Below are 17,955 nucleotides of genomic sequence, written 5' to 3' on the forward strand. Positions count from 1 at the left end.
TTCTAATTAATTGTAAGTAACAAACTTAAACTAATTTTTTTTAATATAATCTTAGAATCATTCTAATTTAGAAATGACTACTGAGAATGATCAGAAACAATCACCCATTTATTATCAATTTTTTTAAAAATAAGTGTAAAAATACCATTCGCATCACCAGATTGTCTTTTTAAATAATACTCTCCAGTTAATGAATATAAATTTTTTGCTAAAAAATCGGTGCTTAAAACCTTAAATGTTAAAGTACCCGTATGATACGGAGTTGGATAATTTTTTTTATAATTTTTAAAGGTTTGTTCCCAACCATAAGTAATTCCATTTTTACCAATAAACTGAAGCTTTTCAGATTTCCAATACACATCCATATAAGCTTCCATATCTCCTTTACTCCAATTTTCAGCACTTTTAGTTAATGCCTTTTTAATATCCTCAATATCATTATCTTTATTTTTTTGAACTTCACAATTGGTTAAAAATACTCCAACAAACAATATAATTCCTAACTTTTTCACCTTATAAATTTTTAAACATTACATAATGCTCACCTACGTATTCAATATTAAATTTTGATCCAAAAGTTTTTAAACCTTGTTTTTCATAAAATGGAACAGCAATAACTCTAGCATTGCACCACAAGCAATTAATTTTCATTTCTTGCAAAATTTCAAAAGCTTTATCCATCATTAATTTACCAGCTCCAATACCTTGATATTCCGTAAGTGTTGCCATTCCTCTTAGTTGAAATTGACTCCCTTTCAAATCCGGATTTTCAGCTTTTACATAGCTTGAAACAGCTATTAATTTTTTATCTTTAAATGCTCCTAAATGAAAAGTATCATCATTTAAATCTCCTCCAAATTTATAAGGCAATGGAATATTTTTTCTTAAAACCTCTAAACGAATGGGATAGGTTTCAACTGTAGTTATTTTTTTAACTTCTATCATAATTTATTTCAAATAAAACTGCTGGTTGATTATCATATTCAAATTTTTTAACGACTTTAAATTTACATTTTTTTAGCACACGAATTGAAGCTAAATTTTTAACATAAACCCTACCAATAATTTTAACTAATTTTAAGTGAATAAAGCCATAATTTATGCAGGCTAAACTGGCTTCTGTTGCATAACCATTTCCCCATTCATTTTGAAAAAAACGAAATCCTAAATCAACCTCACCAGAATTTTTATCTTTTTTTAAACCACACCAACCTATAAATTTAGTTGTTTCTTTTAAACAAACTGCCCATCTACCAAAACCATTTATTTTATAATCTTTATACAAAGAGATAAATTCTTCTGCTTCAAAAATAGATTTAAAAGGTTTGTTTCCTGTGTATTTTATAACTTCAGTATTATTATTTAAATTAAACAAATAAATAGCATCTGCTTGTTCAAATTCTCTTAAATACAATCTTTCTGTTTGTAAAATAATTTTCATATTATTGATAAAAGAAATGCTAATTTACAATTTAACATGGAAACTATTGATATTAAACTAATTCCAACTGAGAATATTTTAATTATTTTACCTCTTTTAAAAGAATTGAATTCATATACTGATGAAAACATTTTAAAAGATAGAATTATAGATATGTCGAAAAATCCAAATTATAAGTGCGTTGGAGTATATACGAATACAAAATTAATTGGTATTTCTGGATTGTGGTTTATAACAAGACACTATTGTGGTAAACAATTGAACCAGATCACGTAGTTATAAATAGCGAATTTAGGAGTAAAGGCATAGGTAAAATACTGTTTAAATGGATCTATAATTACACCAAAAACATTGGTTATGAAGCAACTGAGTTAAACACCTATATTGAAAATACTAAGTCTCACCAATTTTATGAAAATGAAGGGTTTAAAAAGTTGGGTTATCATTATATAAAAAAAATATAAAATTCTTTAAAAATCACTTGCCAGATTGCAAATTGATTGTATATTTGCAACCGTTAATGCGAGAGTAGCTCAGTTGGTAGAGCTTCAGCCTTCCAAGCTGACTGTCGCCGGTTCGAGCCCGGTCTCTCGCTCAAAAAAAGCCAAACTTTATGTTTGGCTTTTTTCATTTTAGCTTATGTCCAAAAAGTAATAATAATACAATTGGAATTCCTAATAAAATCACCGTCATAGTACTATATAAAAAAGCATCTGGATATACCAAAAGCAACAATGCATAACCTCCAATTGCACCACCTAAATGCGCTGTATGTCCAACATTTCCTAATTGTTTTTTCATTCCATAAATAGAATATAATAAATATCCCACTCCAAAAATGTAACCAGGAATTGGAATTGGCAGTGGAAACATCATTAAATTCATTCCTGGGTTTAATAAAATAGCAGCATAAATAATTCCTGCTACTGCTCCTGAAGCACCTACTGCAGAATAATACAATTCACTTTTATGATAAGTTTGTGTTAAAACACTTCCTGCTATTAAACTCCCAAAATATATAATTAGAAACTTTAATATTCCTAATTTTACTATAATAATAGGTGCAAATATGTACAAAACATACATATTTAAAATTAGATGCATATAATCTACATGTAAAAAACCAGAAGTTAACATTCTTATTTTTTCACCTCGGTTTATGGCTCCTATTTGAAATTTATATTTATCAAAAAACAAACGATCACTAAATCCTTTAATAGAAGCCAATACATTTGCTACAATTATTAAAAGAAGAACTTTATCTATATTCATTATATATATTTTACTTCACGAAAATATAAAAAATAGTTGAGATAAATTTTTGAAAAAAACTATAAGGTTAGACTAACTTATTCTTTAACACATAATTAACAATAATGTTCTGATTTTGGCATAAGTATTGTAAATAATTATATACGAAGCGAAGAATTGGTAAACTTTGTTTTAATTATATAATTTAAGTTTGGTTAATAAAAAAAGCGCAATATAATATTGCGCTTTTTTTATGATATAAAATTATACCTACTTATTTTACTAAAGTTCCTTCCTCAAGAACTATATCATAAACATAACCCGCTCCAAAGTCCTTATTTAAAACTATGATTCCTTTAAAGGTAACTATATCCCCTTCTTTTACAGTTTCTTGGGTTGTGATTGTTAAATCTCTTTCATTGTTAAATTGCGAACCGTCTTCTATATGAACCCAATTTTTATCCATTATGCCATTGTTTACTTTTACAACTTTGCCTCTAACAATTACATTTTTTTTATCTAAAGTAGTTTTACTTTTAAGCAATTCTTCAATTGAAATTCCTCCTGTTGCTTTTTCAATTTTTTCGGTGCTAACCATTGTTTCTTCTATGGTATTGCTATGTTCATGCGCATGTTCTTCCTTAGACGCTTGTATTTCTTCAGTTGTTCTTACATTTTCGGCAAAAGTTATAAAATCAAATGTTTTATCTAATTGTTTGCTTATAAAATCCTTCATAACCATTCCTCCGTTGTAATAATAAGTGTTTCCAACTTCAACTGGCATATTTGTTATTGCCATCCAGTAATTTTTTCCATCTTCTTCAACATTTAAATATGCGTAAGCTCCTCCATCAACTTTTTCTTTAACAACAATTTTATGAAGGTCGCTATTTACAGTTTCTAAAGGTGAATTTATCTTAGAATAATTGCCTTTATCTTTACAACTTGCAAGTGTTAAAATTAAAATGAATACTGCTAAAAATTTTATTTTATTTTTCATTATTTTTATTATTTATTTTGATGTAAAATTAATTGAATTTAACCTTTAAATGTATGACATTCATCACCAATTAATTTCTGATAAATTATTGCTTTTTAAATAATTATTAACCTCACTAAAATGCTTATTACCAAACCAATAACCTCTATTTGCACTTAATGGGGATGGATGCCCACTTGTTAATATGCAATGCTTTTTAGCATCAATTAATACACTTTTCTTTTTTGCATAACCTCCCCAAAGTAAAAAAACAACGTTTTCATTATTTTCTGAAATTGTTTTAATTACAGCATCCGTAAATTGCTCCCAACCTTTTTTTTGATGTGAGCCTGCTTCGTGCGCTTTTACTGTGAGCGTAGCATTTAATAATAATACACCTTGTTTTGCCCAACGCTCTAAATTGCCACTTTTTGGATATGGAATTTGTACATCACTTTCAATTTCTTTAAAAATATTTATTAAGGATGGTGGATGTGAAATTCCTTCATTTACCGAAAAACATAATCCGTGAGCTTGATTGGGTCCGTGATATGGATCCTGACCAATAATTACCACTTTTAGCTGCTTAAAATCGCATAAATTAAAGGCTTCAAAAATTTTATTTCCTTCTGGATAACAAGTATTTTCTTTATATTCTCGTTTTACAAAATTTGTAAGTTCCTTAAAATAAGGCTTTTCAAACTCTTTCTGTAACACTTTCTCCCAACTTTCGGCAATTTTTACTTTCATTATTAGTATTTGTCTTAAATGTCTACTTTTGTATAACTTTTCAAAAGTAGCGCTTTTTATGAGTAACATTTCAGAAAAAACATTAAATGATTTAGAATTTAATACCATTTTACAATCGGTAAGAGAGTTGTGTATTTCTGAATTAGGCAAAGAAGCCACCAAAAAAATAAAGCCATTAAAAAGTCGCGAAAAATTACAGGAAGAGCTTTTTCAGGTAAATGAATATTTGTCTTCATTTGTAAATGAAAATAGAATTCCAAATCATTATTTTGATGATATTTTAAAGGAAATTCATTTATTAAAAATTGAAAATAGCTATTTAGAACCAGCTGCTTTTTTAAGAATTGCCAACAACGCTTCTACCGTATTTGAGATCTTAAAGTTTTTAAAAACATTTAAAAATTATTATCCAATATTGTATTTAAAATCAGAAGAAATTGAATACGAGAAATTTATAGTTGAAAATATTCAAAAATTCATTACTCCTTTTGCTGAAGTAAATGATAATGCATCGCCAACTTTACGACAAATACGAAGTGAAATAAACGCTGTTAGAGGAAAAATTGGCGCTAGTTTTACCAAAGCTTTAGCCTATTACAACAGTGCTGGTTATTTAGATGAAATTAGAGAATCGGTTGTTGACAATCAGCGAGTACTTGCTGTACAAGCAATGCACAGAAGAAAAGTGAGAGGAAGTTTATTAGGCAGTTCTAAAACAGGAAGTATTGTATATATTGCGCCAGAAGCCACCTTACAATATAGCCGAGAATTGCAAAATTTATTGTTTGATGAACACGAAGAAATTGTACGAATTTTAAAAGAATTAACAGATAGCCTACGCATTTTTGCGCCCAATTTACTGGAATATCAAAAATATTTAACAAAATTAGATGTCATTGGAGCAAAAGCTAAGTACGCAAAAAAAATAAATGGGTGTTTGCCTAAAATTACTTCAGAAAAGAAAATTTATTTTAGAGATGCTTTTCATCCTATTTTATTGTTAAAAAATAATAGCAAAAACATCCCAACGGTTTCGCAAACATTAGAGTTAAATGAACAACAACAAATAATTGTTATTTCTGGACCAAATGCCGGTGGAAAAAGTATCACCTTAAAAACCATTGGTTTATTGCAAGCCATGCTGCAAAGTGGTTTATTAATTCCGGTACACGAACGTTCTGAAACTTTTATTTTTGATAAAATCTTAACGGATATTGGAGATAATCAATCTATTGAAAATCAACTAAGTACTTATAGTTACCGATTAAAAAATATGCGTAATTTTTTAAGAAGATGTAATGAAAATACGCTTTTTTTAATTGATGAATTTGGAACTGGAAGTGATCCCGAATTGGGTGGCGCATTGGCTGAAATATTTTTAGAAGAATTTTATTCTAAAAAAGCCTTTGGAATTATTACTACACATTATGCCAATTTAAAAGTATTAGCCAGTGAATTGGAGTTTGTTTCTAATGCAAATATGCAGTTTGATGAAAAAACTTTAGAACCAAAATTTAAATTATTTATTGGACAAGCGGGAAGCTCATTTACTTTTGAAGTTGCTCAAAAAAACGGAATTCCATATAGTTTAATTAACAAAGCTAAAAAACGTGTTGAAGGTGAAAAAGTTCGACTGGATAAAACAATTTCAAACCTTCAAAAAGAACGAAATAAATTACAACTAACTTCTGAAACTTTAGAGCTAGAAAAAACGAAAGCCATTGAGCAAACGGATAATTTAACTGAAAAACAACTAAAAATTCAGGAAAAATTAGAAAGCTTTCAAGAGCTGTATGATAGCAACCAAAAAATGTTGCAATACGGTAGAAAAATAAACGATTTATTAAATAAATATTTTCAAACCAATAATAAAAAGGCGTTAACTACCGATTTTAATAATTGGTTGGTTGTTGAAAAAACAAAATTCCTAAAAAAGAATCCTCCAAAACCTAAAACAAAAGTTGAAAAGAAAAAATTAACTGTTGAGAAAAAACAAGCCGAAGAAAAATTGAAGGTTGTGGAAAAAGAAGTTTTGGTGGCCGTTGAAAAAGTCCGTGAAGAAAAAATAAAGGTAGATAAAGTAATTGCCAAACAAAAAGCAGACTACGTTTTTAAAATTAATGACAAAGTTAGAATTATTGATAGTAACACTGTTGGAACTATTGATAAAATTGAAAAGAAAAACGCCTTTATAAATTATGGCGTATTTACTACAAAAACAACTTTAAATAAATTAGAATTGGTACAAGCGGCCAAAAAATAAATTTATTTTTTAATTAATACATCTATAGCAAGTTATATTTGTTTTAAAAAAATATATTCTTAAATTTAGCGTGCAAAAAATCTGACCATGTTAAATAATAGTAAAGCCCTTATTACTTTTGTTATATGGTCTATTATTGCTTTAACTTTTCACTATTTTATTTCAAATAAAATTTTTCATAATTGCTTTTCTGAAACTGAAAATACTAAAGTAAATTCAACTGAAATTAATAGACCTTTATTTGTAATTACTGATTTTAAAAACAACTCTTTATTTACCTTTAATGAAACCATAACAATTATTAAAAATAAAGACAGTGTTCTTTTTTCTTCTAATAAAAATACTGTTTTAGATAGTGTAAAGAACTATTTATTAAACAATTATGATAAGAACTGTTCAATTACAGGTTATTTTTCTTCTGAAGAAAATAGTGCTAATTTAGGTTTTAAAAGAGCAGATTATTTTAAAAATTTATTGATATCAAACAACGTGGACTCCGCTAGAATTGAAACCAATCAATTTGCAAAACAACATTTATTTACCCAAAATAATAAAGCTTTAAATGGTGTGAAATTACAATTCAAAACAAGAAACCCTCATTTAATTGACAGCATTGAACAAACTATTGCTAACAAAATTTTACACATTATTTTTACTGATGAAAATACAATTATTGATTCCATTCAACTAAATACATATCTACCATTACTAAAAAAGTATTGCAAAAAACAGGTACCTTCTGAAATAAGCATCACTGGACACACTGATAATGACGGTTATTTTCAAAACAATATTGTGAAAGGTTTAAACTGGGCAAATGCTACTAGAGATTATTTTATAAAAAAAGGTTTAAAATCCATAAACATAACAACAACCTCAAAAGGAGAAGCTGAACCAATTGCTAATAAATATACCGAAGAAGGAAAAGCTAAAAATAGAAGAATAGAAATAAAAATTATTAAATAAAAACATATATGCAGTCTATATTTTCAAATCAAAATTTAATTCATTTGGCAGAACTGTTTTTTTGGTTACTTGGAGCTTTTATAATTGGTTTTTACTTTGGAACTCTTAAAAGAAAATCAAAAAAAACAACTACTTATAAAGATTTGGAACATGCTGATGTAAATCATGATGATTCATTTGATTTGGTAGATGATATTAGTAAAATTAGAGCTAAAAAAACCTTTGAACGAGGAGGAAAAGAAACAGTTCAAACTGTTTTTGAAGAAGCTAAAGGTCTAAACTTTGAAACTATTGGAAAAGCATCTGCTGAAACCAAAGACGATTTAAAACAAATAAAAGGCATTGGGGCTAATATAGAAGAAAAATTGAATGATGTAGGAATTTATAATTATACTCAAATTACCAACTTTACAAGTAAAGATATTGATGAATTAACAGATTTAATCAAGTTCTTTCCTGGTAGAATTGAACGTGACGATTGGGTAGGCCAAGCCTACAAATTATTAAACAATAAAAAACTTTAAGAAACTTTATTCGCTTTTATAACGTTCCATTTCACGATCATAAAAAGCTGAAGCTTCTTCAATTAATGTAGCAACTTGAATTTCTAACTCTTCTTGATCTTCTCCTTGAAAATCTTCAAACCATTCAATTTCATCATCAACTAAATTGATTATAAAACGTGGAAAATCTGTATGTATCACAAAAATTGCGTCTTGATGATCTGTATTGTCTCCCAACAAAAATTTAGGTAAGTTCATTTTTCTCTTGTATTAATTTATTTGTTAAATAATTAAATCTTAAAAATAGCATTATTGCAGAACTGGTTAATGCTGTTAACAACCCAATCCATATACCGTAAGGGCCCATATCTAAAGTTCTTCCAAGGTAAAAACAAACCGGAAAACCAATAATCCAATAGGCTATAAATGTTATAATTGAAGGAACATTTACATCTTGCAACCCTCGCAATCCACCTAAAACAACAGCTTGTAAACCGTCTGAAAGTTGAAAAAATCCCGCAACCACCAATAAGCTCGATGCAATTTTAATTACCTCTAAATCTGATGTAAAAACCCAAGGCAACAAATCTTTCAAAAGGAAAAAGCTTATTGCAAAACCAAACATAATGATAAAAATGAGTAAAAAATTAGAAAAGGCAATTCTCCGTAATTCCACATAATTCTTTAATCCAATTTGATTTCCAACTCTAATTGTTGCAGCAACTCCTACTCCAACAGCTATCATAAAGGTAGTGGATGCTAACTTTAAAGCAATTTGATTTGCTGCTTGCGGTAGCGCACCAAAAGTTCCAGCTAAAATAACGGAAGCTGTAAACAAACCAACTTCAAAAAGCATTTGTAAAGCTGTTGGAAATCCCAATTTAATAATTTTGTTAAAAACAGTACTGCTAATTTCAGCCAATTGCAATTTCTTCATGTAAATGGCGAATTTTTTTCGTTTCTTTAAAACATAATAAATAAAGAACACCATAACAAACCTTGAAACCAATGTTCCAATAGCTGCGCCAACAATTTCTAATCGAGGGAAAATCCAAAATCCATATATTAAAGCAAAGTTTAAAACTATGTTTACAACATTTGTTAAAATGGTTGCCCACATAGCATATTTAGTTTCAGATAATCCATCCGTAAATTGTTTAAATCCCTGAAAAATCATTAAAGGAATCATAGAAAATGCTACAATTTCGTAATAAGGTATAGCTAATTTAACAACTTCTTCAGGTTGATCTAAATGATATAATATAGGTTTTATCAACAATAACAAAATCCACATAGCAACACCTATTATAGATGTTAAAATTAACCCATGTTGAAAAACACTTCTACCCCTTTCCTTATCTCCTTCCCCATCAGATTCAGCAATTAAAGGTGTGATTGCTAATGAAAAACCAATTCCTATTGATAGTGCAATAAATACCAAACTATTACCCAAAGATGTAGCTGCAAGTTGCACAGGCCCAATCCTTCCTACCATTATGTCATCAATTAATCCAACCAATAAATGTCCTAACGAACCCATCATTATTGGTGTGGCTAATTTTAAATTATTTTTGAATTCGGAAGTATAATTCTTTAATTTCAACGTTGCTTATATTTCAGTTTGCGAAGATACATATTTTAAATTGCTTATTGAATTAGTTATATTTTCTTAAATTTCATTTTATTATAAAATATTCATCAATCTTCATTTTAAAAGACCACTAAAAAATGTACATTTGTTCCTTATCACTTACTAAGTACTAAAAAATAAATATTATGGCAAAAATAACACTAAAAGGAAACCCAATTAAAACAGTTGGTTCCTTACCTAAAGTAGGAAAAAAAGCTCCTAAATTTTCATTAATAAAATCTGATTTATCAAAAGTTAAATTAAAAGATTTTAAAGGTTCTAAATTAATTTTAAACATTTTCCCAAGCCTAGATACAGGTACTTGCGCAGCATCAGTTAGAAATTTCAATAAAGAAGCTGCAAGTTTAGAAAACACAAAAGTTTTATGTATTTCAAGAGATTTACCATTTGCACAAGCGCGTTTTTGCGGTGCGGAAGGCATTGAAAATGTGGTTACATTATCTGACTTTGCAAAAGGGAAATTTGGAAAATCTTATGGATTAACCATTAAAGATGGTCCTTTAGCAAACTTACATTCTAGAGCTGTTGTTGTTGTAAATGAAGAAGGTATTGTTACTTATACTGAACAAGTTCCTGAAATTGTGGACGAACCAAATTATGAAGCTGCCTTAAAAGCGCTTTAAAAAAATGAATTCAGAACGTAATTTTTTTCTAAACAGAATAAAATCTGTTAAATATGCTGCAAAAGGCTTTTGGATATTAATTACATCTGAAAAAAGTATCATAGCACAAGTTATTATTGGCATTATTATGACAATAATTGGCTTTTTAATGAATATTTCTGCTACCGAATGGTTGTTCCAAATTATGGCAATTTCAATAGTTTTGGTAGCAGAATCATTAAATACTGCAATTGAAAAAATGGCTGATTTTGTACATCCAGATTATCACACAAAAATTGGCTTTATAAAAGATATTTCTGCAGGCGCTGCATTTTTTGCTGCAATATTTGCTGTAATTATTGGTTTAATAATTTATATACCTAAATTTATTTAGTAATTTAAACGCAATCACATAAATTTTCTATTTTTGTGGGATATTGAAGTAAATGGCGAAAAAAACAAAAACAACTAGCAAATCTACTGATAAACAGCGTTTTCAAAAAATAAAATTATTTTTTGGGAATAGGCAAACACAAACTATTTTGGGTGCTTTTCTGGTTTTATTCAGTATATTTCTGATGACTTCATTTATTTCCTATTTATTTAATTGGCAACAAGACCAAAGTCAACTTGACAATTTTACCAACAAAGAAGTTTCCGTAAATAATTTATTAGGAAAAATTGGTGCCAGTTTAAGTCACTTATCAATATATAAAGGTTTTGGAATTGCAGCTATTTATTTACCAATTCTTCTATTTTTTACAGGGCTTTCTATCTTTCTAAAAGAAACGCTAATAAAGGTGCGTAAATTTTGGGGATGGGGACTTTTAGGAATGGTTTGGATTGCTATTTCTTTAGCCTTTTTTGCTAAAAAGAATGCTTTATTAGCTGGTGTTGTTGGGTTTGAATTAAACGCTTATTTACAGCAATTTTTAGGCAAAACTGGGCTAATATTAAGTTTGCTTTTTTTACTTATTACTTATTTAGTAATTCGTTTTAAATTAACTCCTGAAATTGTACATAGTGCAGTAAAATCTGATAAAACAGGGTTAGAAAATGAAGTAACTGCCATTGACGAAATAAATAATGACAGAAAAACAGAAAATAACGAAGTTGAAAAAACCGTTATTTCAGTTCCTCAGCCTACAATTGAAATTCCTTTAAATAAAAAACCAACTCCAATCTTTGAAAAACCTGATGACGAACTAGATTTTAAAATTATTCATACAACTGAACAAAAAGAAGATGATGTTGCCATTGATGTAGATAAAATTGTGGAAGAAAATCATGTGGAAGAAAATTTATCAGACCAATTAGTGAAAGACTTTGGTGAATTTGACCCAACGTTAGAACTAGGAAACTATAAATTTCCAACGCTAAACTTATTACGCGATTATAACGAAAGTATTTCTGTAGATCAGGAAGAATTAGAAGCCAATAAAAATAGAATTGTTGAAACACTAAACAATTACAATATTGGTATTGATAGAATTAAAGCTACAGTTGGGCCAACAGTTACCTTATATGAAATAGTTCCTGAAGCTGGTGTTCGAATTTCAAAAATTAAAAACCTAGAAGACGATATTGCACTTTCACTTTCCGCAATGGGAATTCGAATTATTGCGCCAATTCCTGGTAAAGGTACCATTGGTATTGAAGTTCCAAATAAAAAGCCAACCATGGTTTCTATGAAATCTGTAATTTCATCCATTAAATTTCAAAACTCTGAAATGGAATTACCTATTGCATTAGGTAAAACTATTTCAAACGAAACTTTTGTAGTTGACCTTGCAAAAATGCCACACTTATTAATGGCTGGTGCAACCGGACAAGGAAAATCCGTTGGGTTAAATGCCGTTTTAACATCATTATTATATAAAAAACATCCCGCTGAAGTAAAATTTATATTGGTAGATCCTAAAAAGGTTGAATTAACATTATTCAATAAAATTGAACGTCATTATTTAGCTAAATTACCAGATACAGATGAAGCTATTATAACCGATACAACTAAAGTAATTAACACTTTAAATTCGTTGTGTATTGAAATGGACAATCGTTATGATTTGCTAAAACTAGCCATGGTTCGTAACATTAAAGAATACAACGTTAAATTTAAAGCTAGAAAATTAAATCCAGAAAATGGTCATAAGTTTTTACCATATATTGTACTGGTAATTGATGAATTTGCTGATTTAATTATGACTGCCGGTAAAGAAGTAGAAACACCTATTGCCCGTTTAGCGCAGTTGGCTAGAGCTATAGGGATTCATTTAATTGTCGCAACACAAAGGCCATCGGTGAATGTTATTACTGGTATTATTAAAGCCAATTTCCCTGCTAGAGCAGCATTTAGGGTTACCTCTAAAATAGATTCACGCACAATTTTAGACACCTCTGGAGCCGATCAATTAATTGGTAAAGGTGATATGCTTTTTTCTGCAGGAAATGATTTAATACGTTTACAATGTGCCTTTGTAGATACTCCTGAAGTTGAAAAAATAACAGATTTTATTGGCTCACAACGTGCATATCCAGATGCTCATATGTTACCTGAATATAGTGGTGAGGAAATTGGCACAAGTCTTGATAATGATATCAGCGAACGCGATGTTTTATTTAAAGATGCCGCATTAGTGATTGTGCATGCACAACAGGGTTCTGCATCGTTATTACAAAGAAAATTAAAACTAGGCTACAACAGAGCTGGAAGATTGATTGACCAATTAGAAGCTGCTGGTATTGTTGGACCTTTTGAAGGAAGCAAGGCGCGTCAGGTATTAATTGCAGATGAAGCTGCTCTAAACTTCTTATTAAACAATGAAGAAAATTAACGAATAATAGATTTTATAAAAGGAATGAAAAAATTAATAATTTTAATTGCAGTTATACTAATAAGTGTTCAAACATTTGGGCAAAAATCTCAAGAAGCAAAATCGTTACTTGACAATGTTGCAAAAAAAGTAGAAAGCTATAAAAACATCTATATTGAATTTAACCACAAGTTAGATAATAATGAAGCAAATGTGCATCAAGAAACTTTAGGTAATGTTACTTTAAAAGGAGATTTGTACCATTTAAATTATATGGGAACAGAACAATTATATGATGGAAAAAAAACATACTTAATTATTCATGAAGATGAAGAAGTAATTATTCAAAAACCTTCAAAAAACAATGAAGAAACAATTACTCCTTCTAAAATGTTTTCATTTTATAAAACTGGATTTAGTTATGCAATGGATGATCTTAAAACTATTAAAGGAATTAAAATTCAATATGTAAAATTAACTCCTACAGATAAGCGTTCAGAAATTTCAAATGTTTTAGTAGGTATTGACGCTAAAACAAATCATATTTATAATATTATAGAAACTGGGAAAAATAATACGACAACAACACTTGAAGTAAGAAGTTTTAAAACAAATCAACCAGTTTCAGAAAAGCTTTTTATCTTTGACATGTCAAAATACAGAGACCAGAAAAAATATTCAATCTCTGAGCCAAAATAATCGTCTTGAAAATATTTGATAAATATATTTTAAAAAGTTTTCTACAACCTTTTTTAGCCACATTTTTTGTGGTTCTTTTTGTTTTAGTAATGCAAGCGCTTTGGCTTGCTTTTGATGAAATTGCAGGAAAAGGTATTGACCTGTTTTTTATTCTAAAATTTCTTTGGTATTTAGCTTTAATATTAACACCTACAGCTTTACCAATTGGAATTTTACTCTCATCAATTATGGCCTTAGGTAATTTAGCGGAAAATTATGAATTTGCTGCTATAAAATCTGCTGGGATTTCTTTGAAAAGAGTCATTCTTCCACTAGTAATCTTAACAGTATTATTAAGTGCTCTAAACTTTGTTTTTTTAAATAATATTTATCCTTGGGCAACATTAAAACAAAAGAATTTGTACTTAAATATGAAAAAAAAGAAACCAGCATTGGCTTTGGTTCCTGGCATATTTAACACAGATATTCCTAATTTTAGTATAAAATTTGATGAAAAATATGGTGAGGAAGAAAATCTATTAAAAAACGTTCAAATTGCTGATTTAAGTGCCGGGAAAGGAAAAATTAAAGTTATAACTGCGGAAAAAGGAGAAATTACAACAGATGAAGGTAGTAAATATATGACCTTGACTTTAAACAACGGTAATTATTACGAAGACCATATGAAATCTTCATATTCGCCTACTGAACGTGCAAAAATGCCCGGATCTAGAGCTACTTTTAAAACATATATCATAAATATTGATGTTTCTTCTTTTAATGATTCTGAAAAATTAAACGACACACTTGTTAAAGAACATCATGGAATGCTAACTATAAAACAGTTAGATTCTTTTTCAAAAAAGGAGAAAGTAACATTTGATGAAAAAGTAACCTTAAATTCCAATTATTTTTATGATAGTTTTAAAGCAAAAAACCTCTATAAAATATCCGATACTATACGAAGAGATAGCTTAAACCCTATCATTTTAGAAAACTTTAATGTAGCAAATAAAAGCATTGTAATTAATGATGCATTACAAAATATTAAAAGAATCATTTCAAGAAATGATAATCAAATGCGAGGTTTTAAAGAACAGCGTAAATTACTGAATTTATACGATTTTGAATTAAGTTATAGAATTGCCTTTTCATTAGCTTGTTTAGTCCTCTTTTTTATTGGGGCTCCATTAGGTTCCATTATTAGAAAAGGTGGATTTGGATTACCAATGATTATGGCTATTACCATTTTTGTAATTTATTTCTTTATTTCTCAATTAGGTAGAAATTTATCAGAAGAAAGTGCTATTTCTACATTGTTTGGAAGTTGGCTTTCTACTTTAATCTTACTCCCTTTTGGAATTTTACTTACAAGGCGTGCCGCAAAAGGAATGGGAATATTTAATATTGATAACGTTTTTGAAACTATAAAAAAGTTTTCAAAAAAAATTTATAAAACCAATTAAAAGATAATGACAACTTTAAAAAGTAACATTAAATTAAATACAATTCAAGAAGCTATTGAAGATATTAAAAACGGCAAAATTATAATTGTTGTTGATGATGAAGATAGAGAAAATGAAGGTGATTTTATTGCCGCCGCAGAATGCGTAACACCAGACATGGTTAACTTTATGGCTAAGCATGGTAGAGGATTAATATGTACTCCACTTACCGAAGAACGTGCTGAAGAACTTGACTTGCCTTTAATGGTAAATAAAAATACGGTGCTACATAATACACAATTTACCGTTTCTATAGATTTAATTGGGGAAGGTTGTACAACAGGTATTTCTGCTCAAGATAGATCCAAAACAATTAAAGCTTTAACCCAAAAAGAAACAAAACCAGAGGATTTTGGCAGACCTGGGCATATTTTCCCTTTAAGAGCAAAACAAGGGGGAGTTTTAAGAAGAACTGGACATACAGAAGCAGCTATAGATTTAGCACGATTAGCTGGATTTCAACCTGCTGGAATTCTAGTTGAAATTTTAAACGAAGATGGTACTATGGCTCGTTTGCCTCAACTAGTTGAAGTTGCTAAAAAATTCGATTTAAAAATTATTTCAATTGAAGATTTAGTGGCCTATCGAATGAAATATGACTCTTTAATTCATAAAATTGAAAATTTCACTATACAAACACGTTTTGGTGAATTTAATTTAAAAGCCTACAAACAAACAAATAATAATCAGGTTCATATAGCTTTATCAAAAGGCACTTGGACGAAAGATGAACCAGTTTTAGTTCGTGTAAATTCAGCTTTAATTAATAATGATATTATACGATTATTAACTATGAGTCCGGATGATTCTTTTTCAAGGATTTTTAAAATTATTAACGATGCTGGAAAAGGTGTTGCTGTTTTTATTAGTCAAGAAAACCAATCTTTTAATTTAATTAACAGATTGTCATTATTAAAAAAATCTCAAAAAGCTGAACTAAATAACGTTCCTAAAATTCAGCCAGATGATAAAGATTTTGGAATTGGAGCACAAATTTTGCACGATTTAGAAGTGTCTAAATTACGTGTACTAACAAATTCACCATCCGTAAAAAAACGTATTGGAATGACCGGTTACGGACTTGAAATTGTTGATTATGTAAACTACTAATCTTTGTATGAAAAATTGTTTAATTATTTTAAGTTGTTTTTTTATTCTTATAAGTTGCAACAATAAAAATGATGTTACTAAAAAGACAACAAGTACTATTAACAATTTTACAAAAGGTTTTACATTAGAAGGAGAATTAATAAATGGTGAGGCTTCTAAAGTTTATTTAAATAAAATTATTGGTAATACCATTTATCAAATAGATTCAGCAAAAATTGAAAACAATAAATTTAGCGTTCAGGGTATTGTTGAATATCCTGAACGTTTTGCTTTAACTTTTGATACGTATGCATCAAAAACAATTCTAATTTTAGAAAATTTACCCATCCAAATTAGTGTAAATACAGAGCAAATTAATGATCCCATAATAATTGGTTCTCCCCTAAATTCAAAGCTTGATGAATATAAAAAAATTTCAAAATCAATATTTAGAAAAATAGACTATTTATATCCAAGATTTCAAAAAGCTAGACTTGAAAATGACGTTGAAAAATTAACGGAAATTGGCCACCAAATGAAATCTATTGAAAAAGAATTTCAAGTATTTAGCTTTCAATTTATTGAGAAAAATAAAAACTCATTTATTGCTCCCATCCTATTAAGCGATCAATTAAAAACTTCAACAATAGATACCTTTAAAATAAAAGAAAGTTATCAATTATTATCAGAAGAAGTTAAGCATTCACCTGATGCTCAAATAATTGCTTCATTTTTAAAATTACATTAAAAAACTTAAATCAGTTTCTGTAGCTAATTCAACAGCTTGTTTTTTAGCTTGAAACAAACGTGCATGTAGTTTTCCTTTTAGAATTACTTTATTACCATTTACCAGTAACCAACTACCTTCTCGCAAACCTAAAACTGGCGTTTCATTAATTGTATGATACTCATTAATACGCGTTTCTCTAGTTTCACCCATATGTGTAGAATTTAAGTCTGGATCTAAGAAATGTGGATTAATATTAAACCTTACAAAGCCAAAAGTAATAAAACTTTTAGGGTAAATGATAGGCATATCATTGGTATTTTGCATAGTCAAACCCGTAACATTACTACCTGCACTTGTTCCAAAATAAGGAGTTCCATTTTCAACTACATTTTTAATTGTAGACATTAATTTATGGTCGTATAATTCAAAAACCAACAAAAATGTGTTTCCTCCACCAGTAAAAATACCTTTTGCATTATTTACAGCATCAATTGGATTTTTAAATTCGTGAATTCCTTTCACCTTTATATTTATTTTTTGAAATGCTTCTTGCACCTTTGCCGTATAATCTTCATGCGATAATCCACTTGGTCGCGCATACGGAATAAATAAAATTTCTTGTACACCTTTAAAAAAAACAGAAAGTTCTGGTAAAATATATTCTAAATAGCCCTTTCCGTGTACTGTTGATGTGCTGGCAATCAATAATTTTTTCATCCTAAAAGGTTTTTATC

21 protein-coding genes and 1 tRNA gene are annotated in these 17,955 nt (G+C 28.8%); 13 read left to right on the forward strand and 9 right to left on the reverse strand.

The features are described from left to right. Positions 1-77: 77 nt before the first annotated feature. From JEY78_RS06975 to JEY78_RS06985, 3 genes are read right to left on the reverse strand one after another with little or no spacing between them, the layout of a single operon-like run. On the reverse strand, positions 78-512 hold the full coding sequence (locus JEY78_RS06975; protein WP_291848635.1) for a DUF4440 domain-containing protein: 435 nt from the start codon (positions 510-512) through the stop codon (positions 78-80). Between the two features lies 1 nt (position 513). Then, a complete protein-coding gene (locus tag JEY78_RS06980) occupies positions 514-945 on the reverse strand; it encodes a GNAT family N-acetyltransferase (protein ID WP_291848638.1) in 432 nt (143 codons plus the stop codon). Beyond that, entirely contained in the window at positions 932-1,441 is a 510-nt protein-coding gene (locus JEY78_RS06985) for a GNAT family N-acetyltransferase (RefSeq protein ID WP_291848641.1), read from the reverse strand. The genes JEY78_RS06980 and JEY78_RS06985 overlap by 14 nt, the downstream gene beginning before the upstream one ends. A gap of 36 nt (positions 1,442-1,477) precedes the next feature. On the opposite strand from JEY78_RS06985, the gene JEY78_RS06990 reads away from it, so the two are divergent. The 3 genes from JEY78_RS06990 to JEY78_RS07000 all read left to right on the forward strand — a co-directional run bounded on the left by JEY78_RS06990 (position 1,478) and on the right by JEY78_RS07000 (position 2,036). Further along, on the forward strand, positions 1,478-1,717 hold the full coding sequence (locus tag JEY78_RS06990; protein ID WP_291848643.1) for a hypothetical protein: 240 nt from the start codon (positions 1,478-1,480) through the stop codon (positions 1,715-1,717). A 41-nt stretch (positions 1,718-1,758) separates the two neighbouring features. Further along, positions 1,759-1,905: a hypothetical protein gene (locus JEY78_RS06995; protein ID WP_367158773.1), complete on the forward strand. Its 147-nt coding sequence runs from the start codon at positions 1,759-1,761 to the stop codon at positions 1,903-1,905. A gap of 58 nt (positions 1,906-1,963) precedes the next feature. After that, positions 1,964-2,036 (forward strand) — tRNA-Gly (locus JEY78_RS07000). Between the two features lie 32 nt (positions 2,037-2,068). Here JEY78_RS07000 and JEY78_RS07005 read toward each other — a convergent pair. The 3 genes from JEY78_RS07005 to JEY78_RS07015 all read right to left on the reverse strand — a co-directional run bounded on the left by JEY78_RS07005 (position 2,069) and on the right by JEY78_RS07015 (position 4,421). After that, positions 2,069-2,713, reverse strand: coding sequence for a rhomboid family intramembrane serine protease (locus JEY78_RS07005; RefSeq protein ID WP_291848646.1), 645 nt, complete (start codon positions 2,711-2,713; stop codon positions 2,069-2,071). 253 nt (positions 2,714-2,966) lie between these two features. Continuing rightward, complete coding sequence (locus JEY78_RS07010; RefSeq protein WP_291848649.1) at positions 2,967-3,692, reverse strand: hypothetical protein; 726 nt, start codon at positions 3,690-3,692, stop codon at positions 2,967-2,969. A 63-nt stretch (positions 3,693-3,755) separates the two neighbouring features. Further along, on the reverse strand, positions 3,756-4,421 hold the full coding sequence (locus tag JEY78_RS07015) for a uracil-DNA glycosylase (protein ID WP_291848652.1): 666 nt from the start codon (positions 4,419-4,421) through the stop codon (positions 3,756-3,758). A gap of 58 nt (positions 4,422-4,479) precedes the next feature. Here JEY78_RS07015 and JEY78_RS07020 point away from each other — a divergent pair, with 58 nt between their 5' ends. The 3 genes from JEY78_RS07020 (at position 4,480) to JEY78_RS07030 (ending at position 8,174) form a co-directional block, all read left to right on the forward strand. Next, positions 4,480-6,684: a DNA mismatch repair protein MutS gene (locus JEY78_RS07020; protein ID WP_291848656.1), complete on the forward strand. Its 2,205-nt coding sequence runs from the start codon at positions 4,480-4,482 to the stop codon at positions 6,682-6,684. Between the two features lie 87 nt (positions 6,685-6,771). After that, on the forward strand, positions 6,772-7,650 hold the full coding sequence (locus JEY78_RS07025) for an OmpA family protein (RefSeq protein WP_291848659.1): 879 nt from the start codon (positions 6,772-6,774) through the stop codon (positions 7,648-7,650). Positions 7,651-7,658: 8 nt separating this feature from the next. After that, the gene (locus tag JEY78_RS07030) at positions 7,659-8,174 is read left to right on the forward strand and encodes a hypothetical protein (RefSeq protein ID WP_291848662.1); all 516 of its coding nucleotides are present in this window, start codon (positions 7,659-7,661) and stop codon (positions 8,172-8,174) included. Positions 8,175-8,180: 6 nt separating this feature from the next. Here the strand turns inward: JEY78_RS07030 and JEY78_RS07035 are convergent, their stop codons facing one another. Continuing rightward, on the reverse strand, positions 8,181-8,411 hold the full coding sequence (locus JEY78_RS07035; RefSeq protein ID WP_291848665.1) for a hypothetical protein: 231 nt from the start codon (positions 8,409-8,411) through the stop codon (positions 8,181-8,183). Beyond that, entirely contained in the window at positions 8,398-9,756 is a 1,359-nt protein-coding gene (locus tag JEY78_RS07040) for an MATE family efflux transporter (protein ID WP_291848668.1), read from the reverse strand. Before JEY78_RS07040 ends, JEY78_RS07035 begins: the two co-directional genes overlap by 14 nt. Positions 9,757-9,929: 173 nt before the next feature. On the opposite strand from JEY78_RS07040, the gene tpx reads away from it, so the two are divergent. From tpx to JEY78_RS07075, 7 genes are read left to right on the forward strand one after another with little or no spacing between them, the layout of a single operon-like run. Next, positions 9,930-10,427, forward strand: coding sequence for a thiol peroxidase (gene tpx, locus JEY78_RS07045; RefSeq protein WP_291848670.1), 498 nt, complete (start codon positions 9,930-9,932; stop codon positions 10,425-10,427). Between the two features lie 4 nt (positions 10,428-10,431). Continuing rightward, positions 10,432-10,800, forward strand: coding sequence for a diacylglycerol kinase (locus JEY78_RS07050; RefSeq protein ID WP_291848673.1), 369 nt, complete (start codon positions 10,432-10,434; stop codon positions 10,798-10,800). 52 nt (positions 10,801-10,852) lie between these two features. After that, complete coding sequence (locus JEY78_RS07055; protein ID WP_291848676.1) at positions 10,853-13,240, forward strand: DNA translocase FtsK; 2,388 nt, start codon at positions 10,853-10,855, stop codon at positions 13,238-13,240. A gap of 24 nt (positions 13,241-13,264) precedes the next feature. Continuing rightward, positions 13,265-13,918: an outer membrane lipoprotein carrier protein LolA gene (locus JEY78_RS07060; protein WP_291848679.1), complete on the forward strand. Its 654-nt coding sequence runs from the start codon at positions 13,265-13,267 to the stop codon at positions 13,916-13,918. A 5-nt stretch (positions 13,919-13,923) separates the two neighbouring features. After that, complete coding sequence (locus JEY78_RS07065) at positions 13,924-15,363, forward strand: LptF/LptG family permease (RefSeq protein WP_291848682.1); 1,440 nt, start codon at positions 13,924-13,926, stop codon at positions 15,361-15,363. 6 nt (positions 15,364-15,369) lie between these two features. Next, entirely contained in the window at positions 15,370-16,512 is a 1,143-nt protein-coding gene (gene ribB / locus JEY78_RS07070) for a 3,4-dihydroxy-2-butanone-4-phosphate synthase (RefSeq protein WP_291848686.1), read from the forward strand. Between the two features lie 7 nt (positions 16,513-16,519). Continuing rightward, complete coding sequence (locus JEY78_RS07075; RefSeq protein ID WP_291848689.1) at positions 16,520-17,239, forward strand: DUF4369 domain-containing protein; 720 nt, start codon at positions 16,520-16,522, stop codon at positions 17,237-17,239. Here the strand turns inward: JEY78_RS07075 and pepE are convergent. After that, a complete protein-coding gene (gene pepE, locus JEY78_RS07080; RefSeq protein ID WP_291848692.1) occupies positions 17,231-17,938 on the reverse strand; it encodes a dipeptidase PepE in 708 nt (235 codons plus the stop codon). The two genes, JEY78_RS07075 and pepE, sit on opposite strands and share 9 nt — an antisense overlap. Positions 17,939-17,955 lie beyond the last annotated feature (17 nt).

This window comes from Lutibacter sp. (assembly GCF_016342705.1).
In the GTDB taxonomy this organism is placed as follows: domain Bacteria; phylum Bacteroidota; class Bacteroidia; order Flavobacteriales; family Flavobacteriaceae; genus Lutibacter.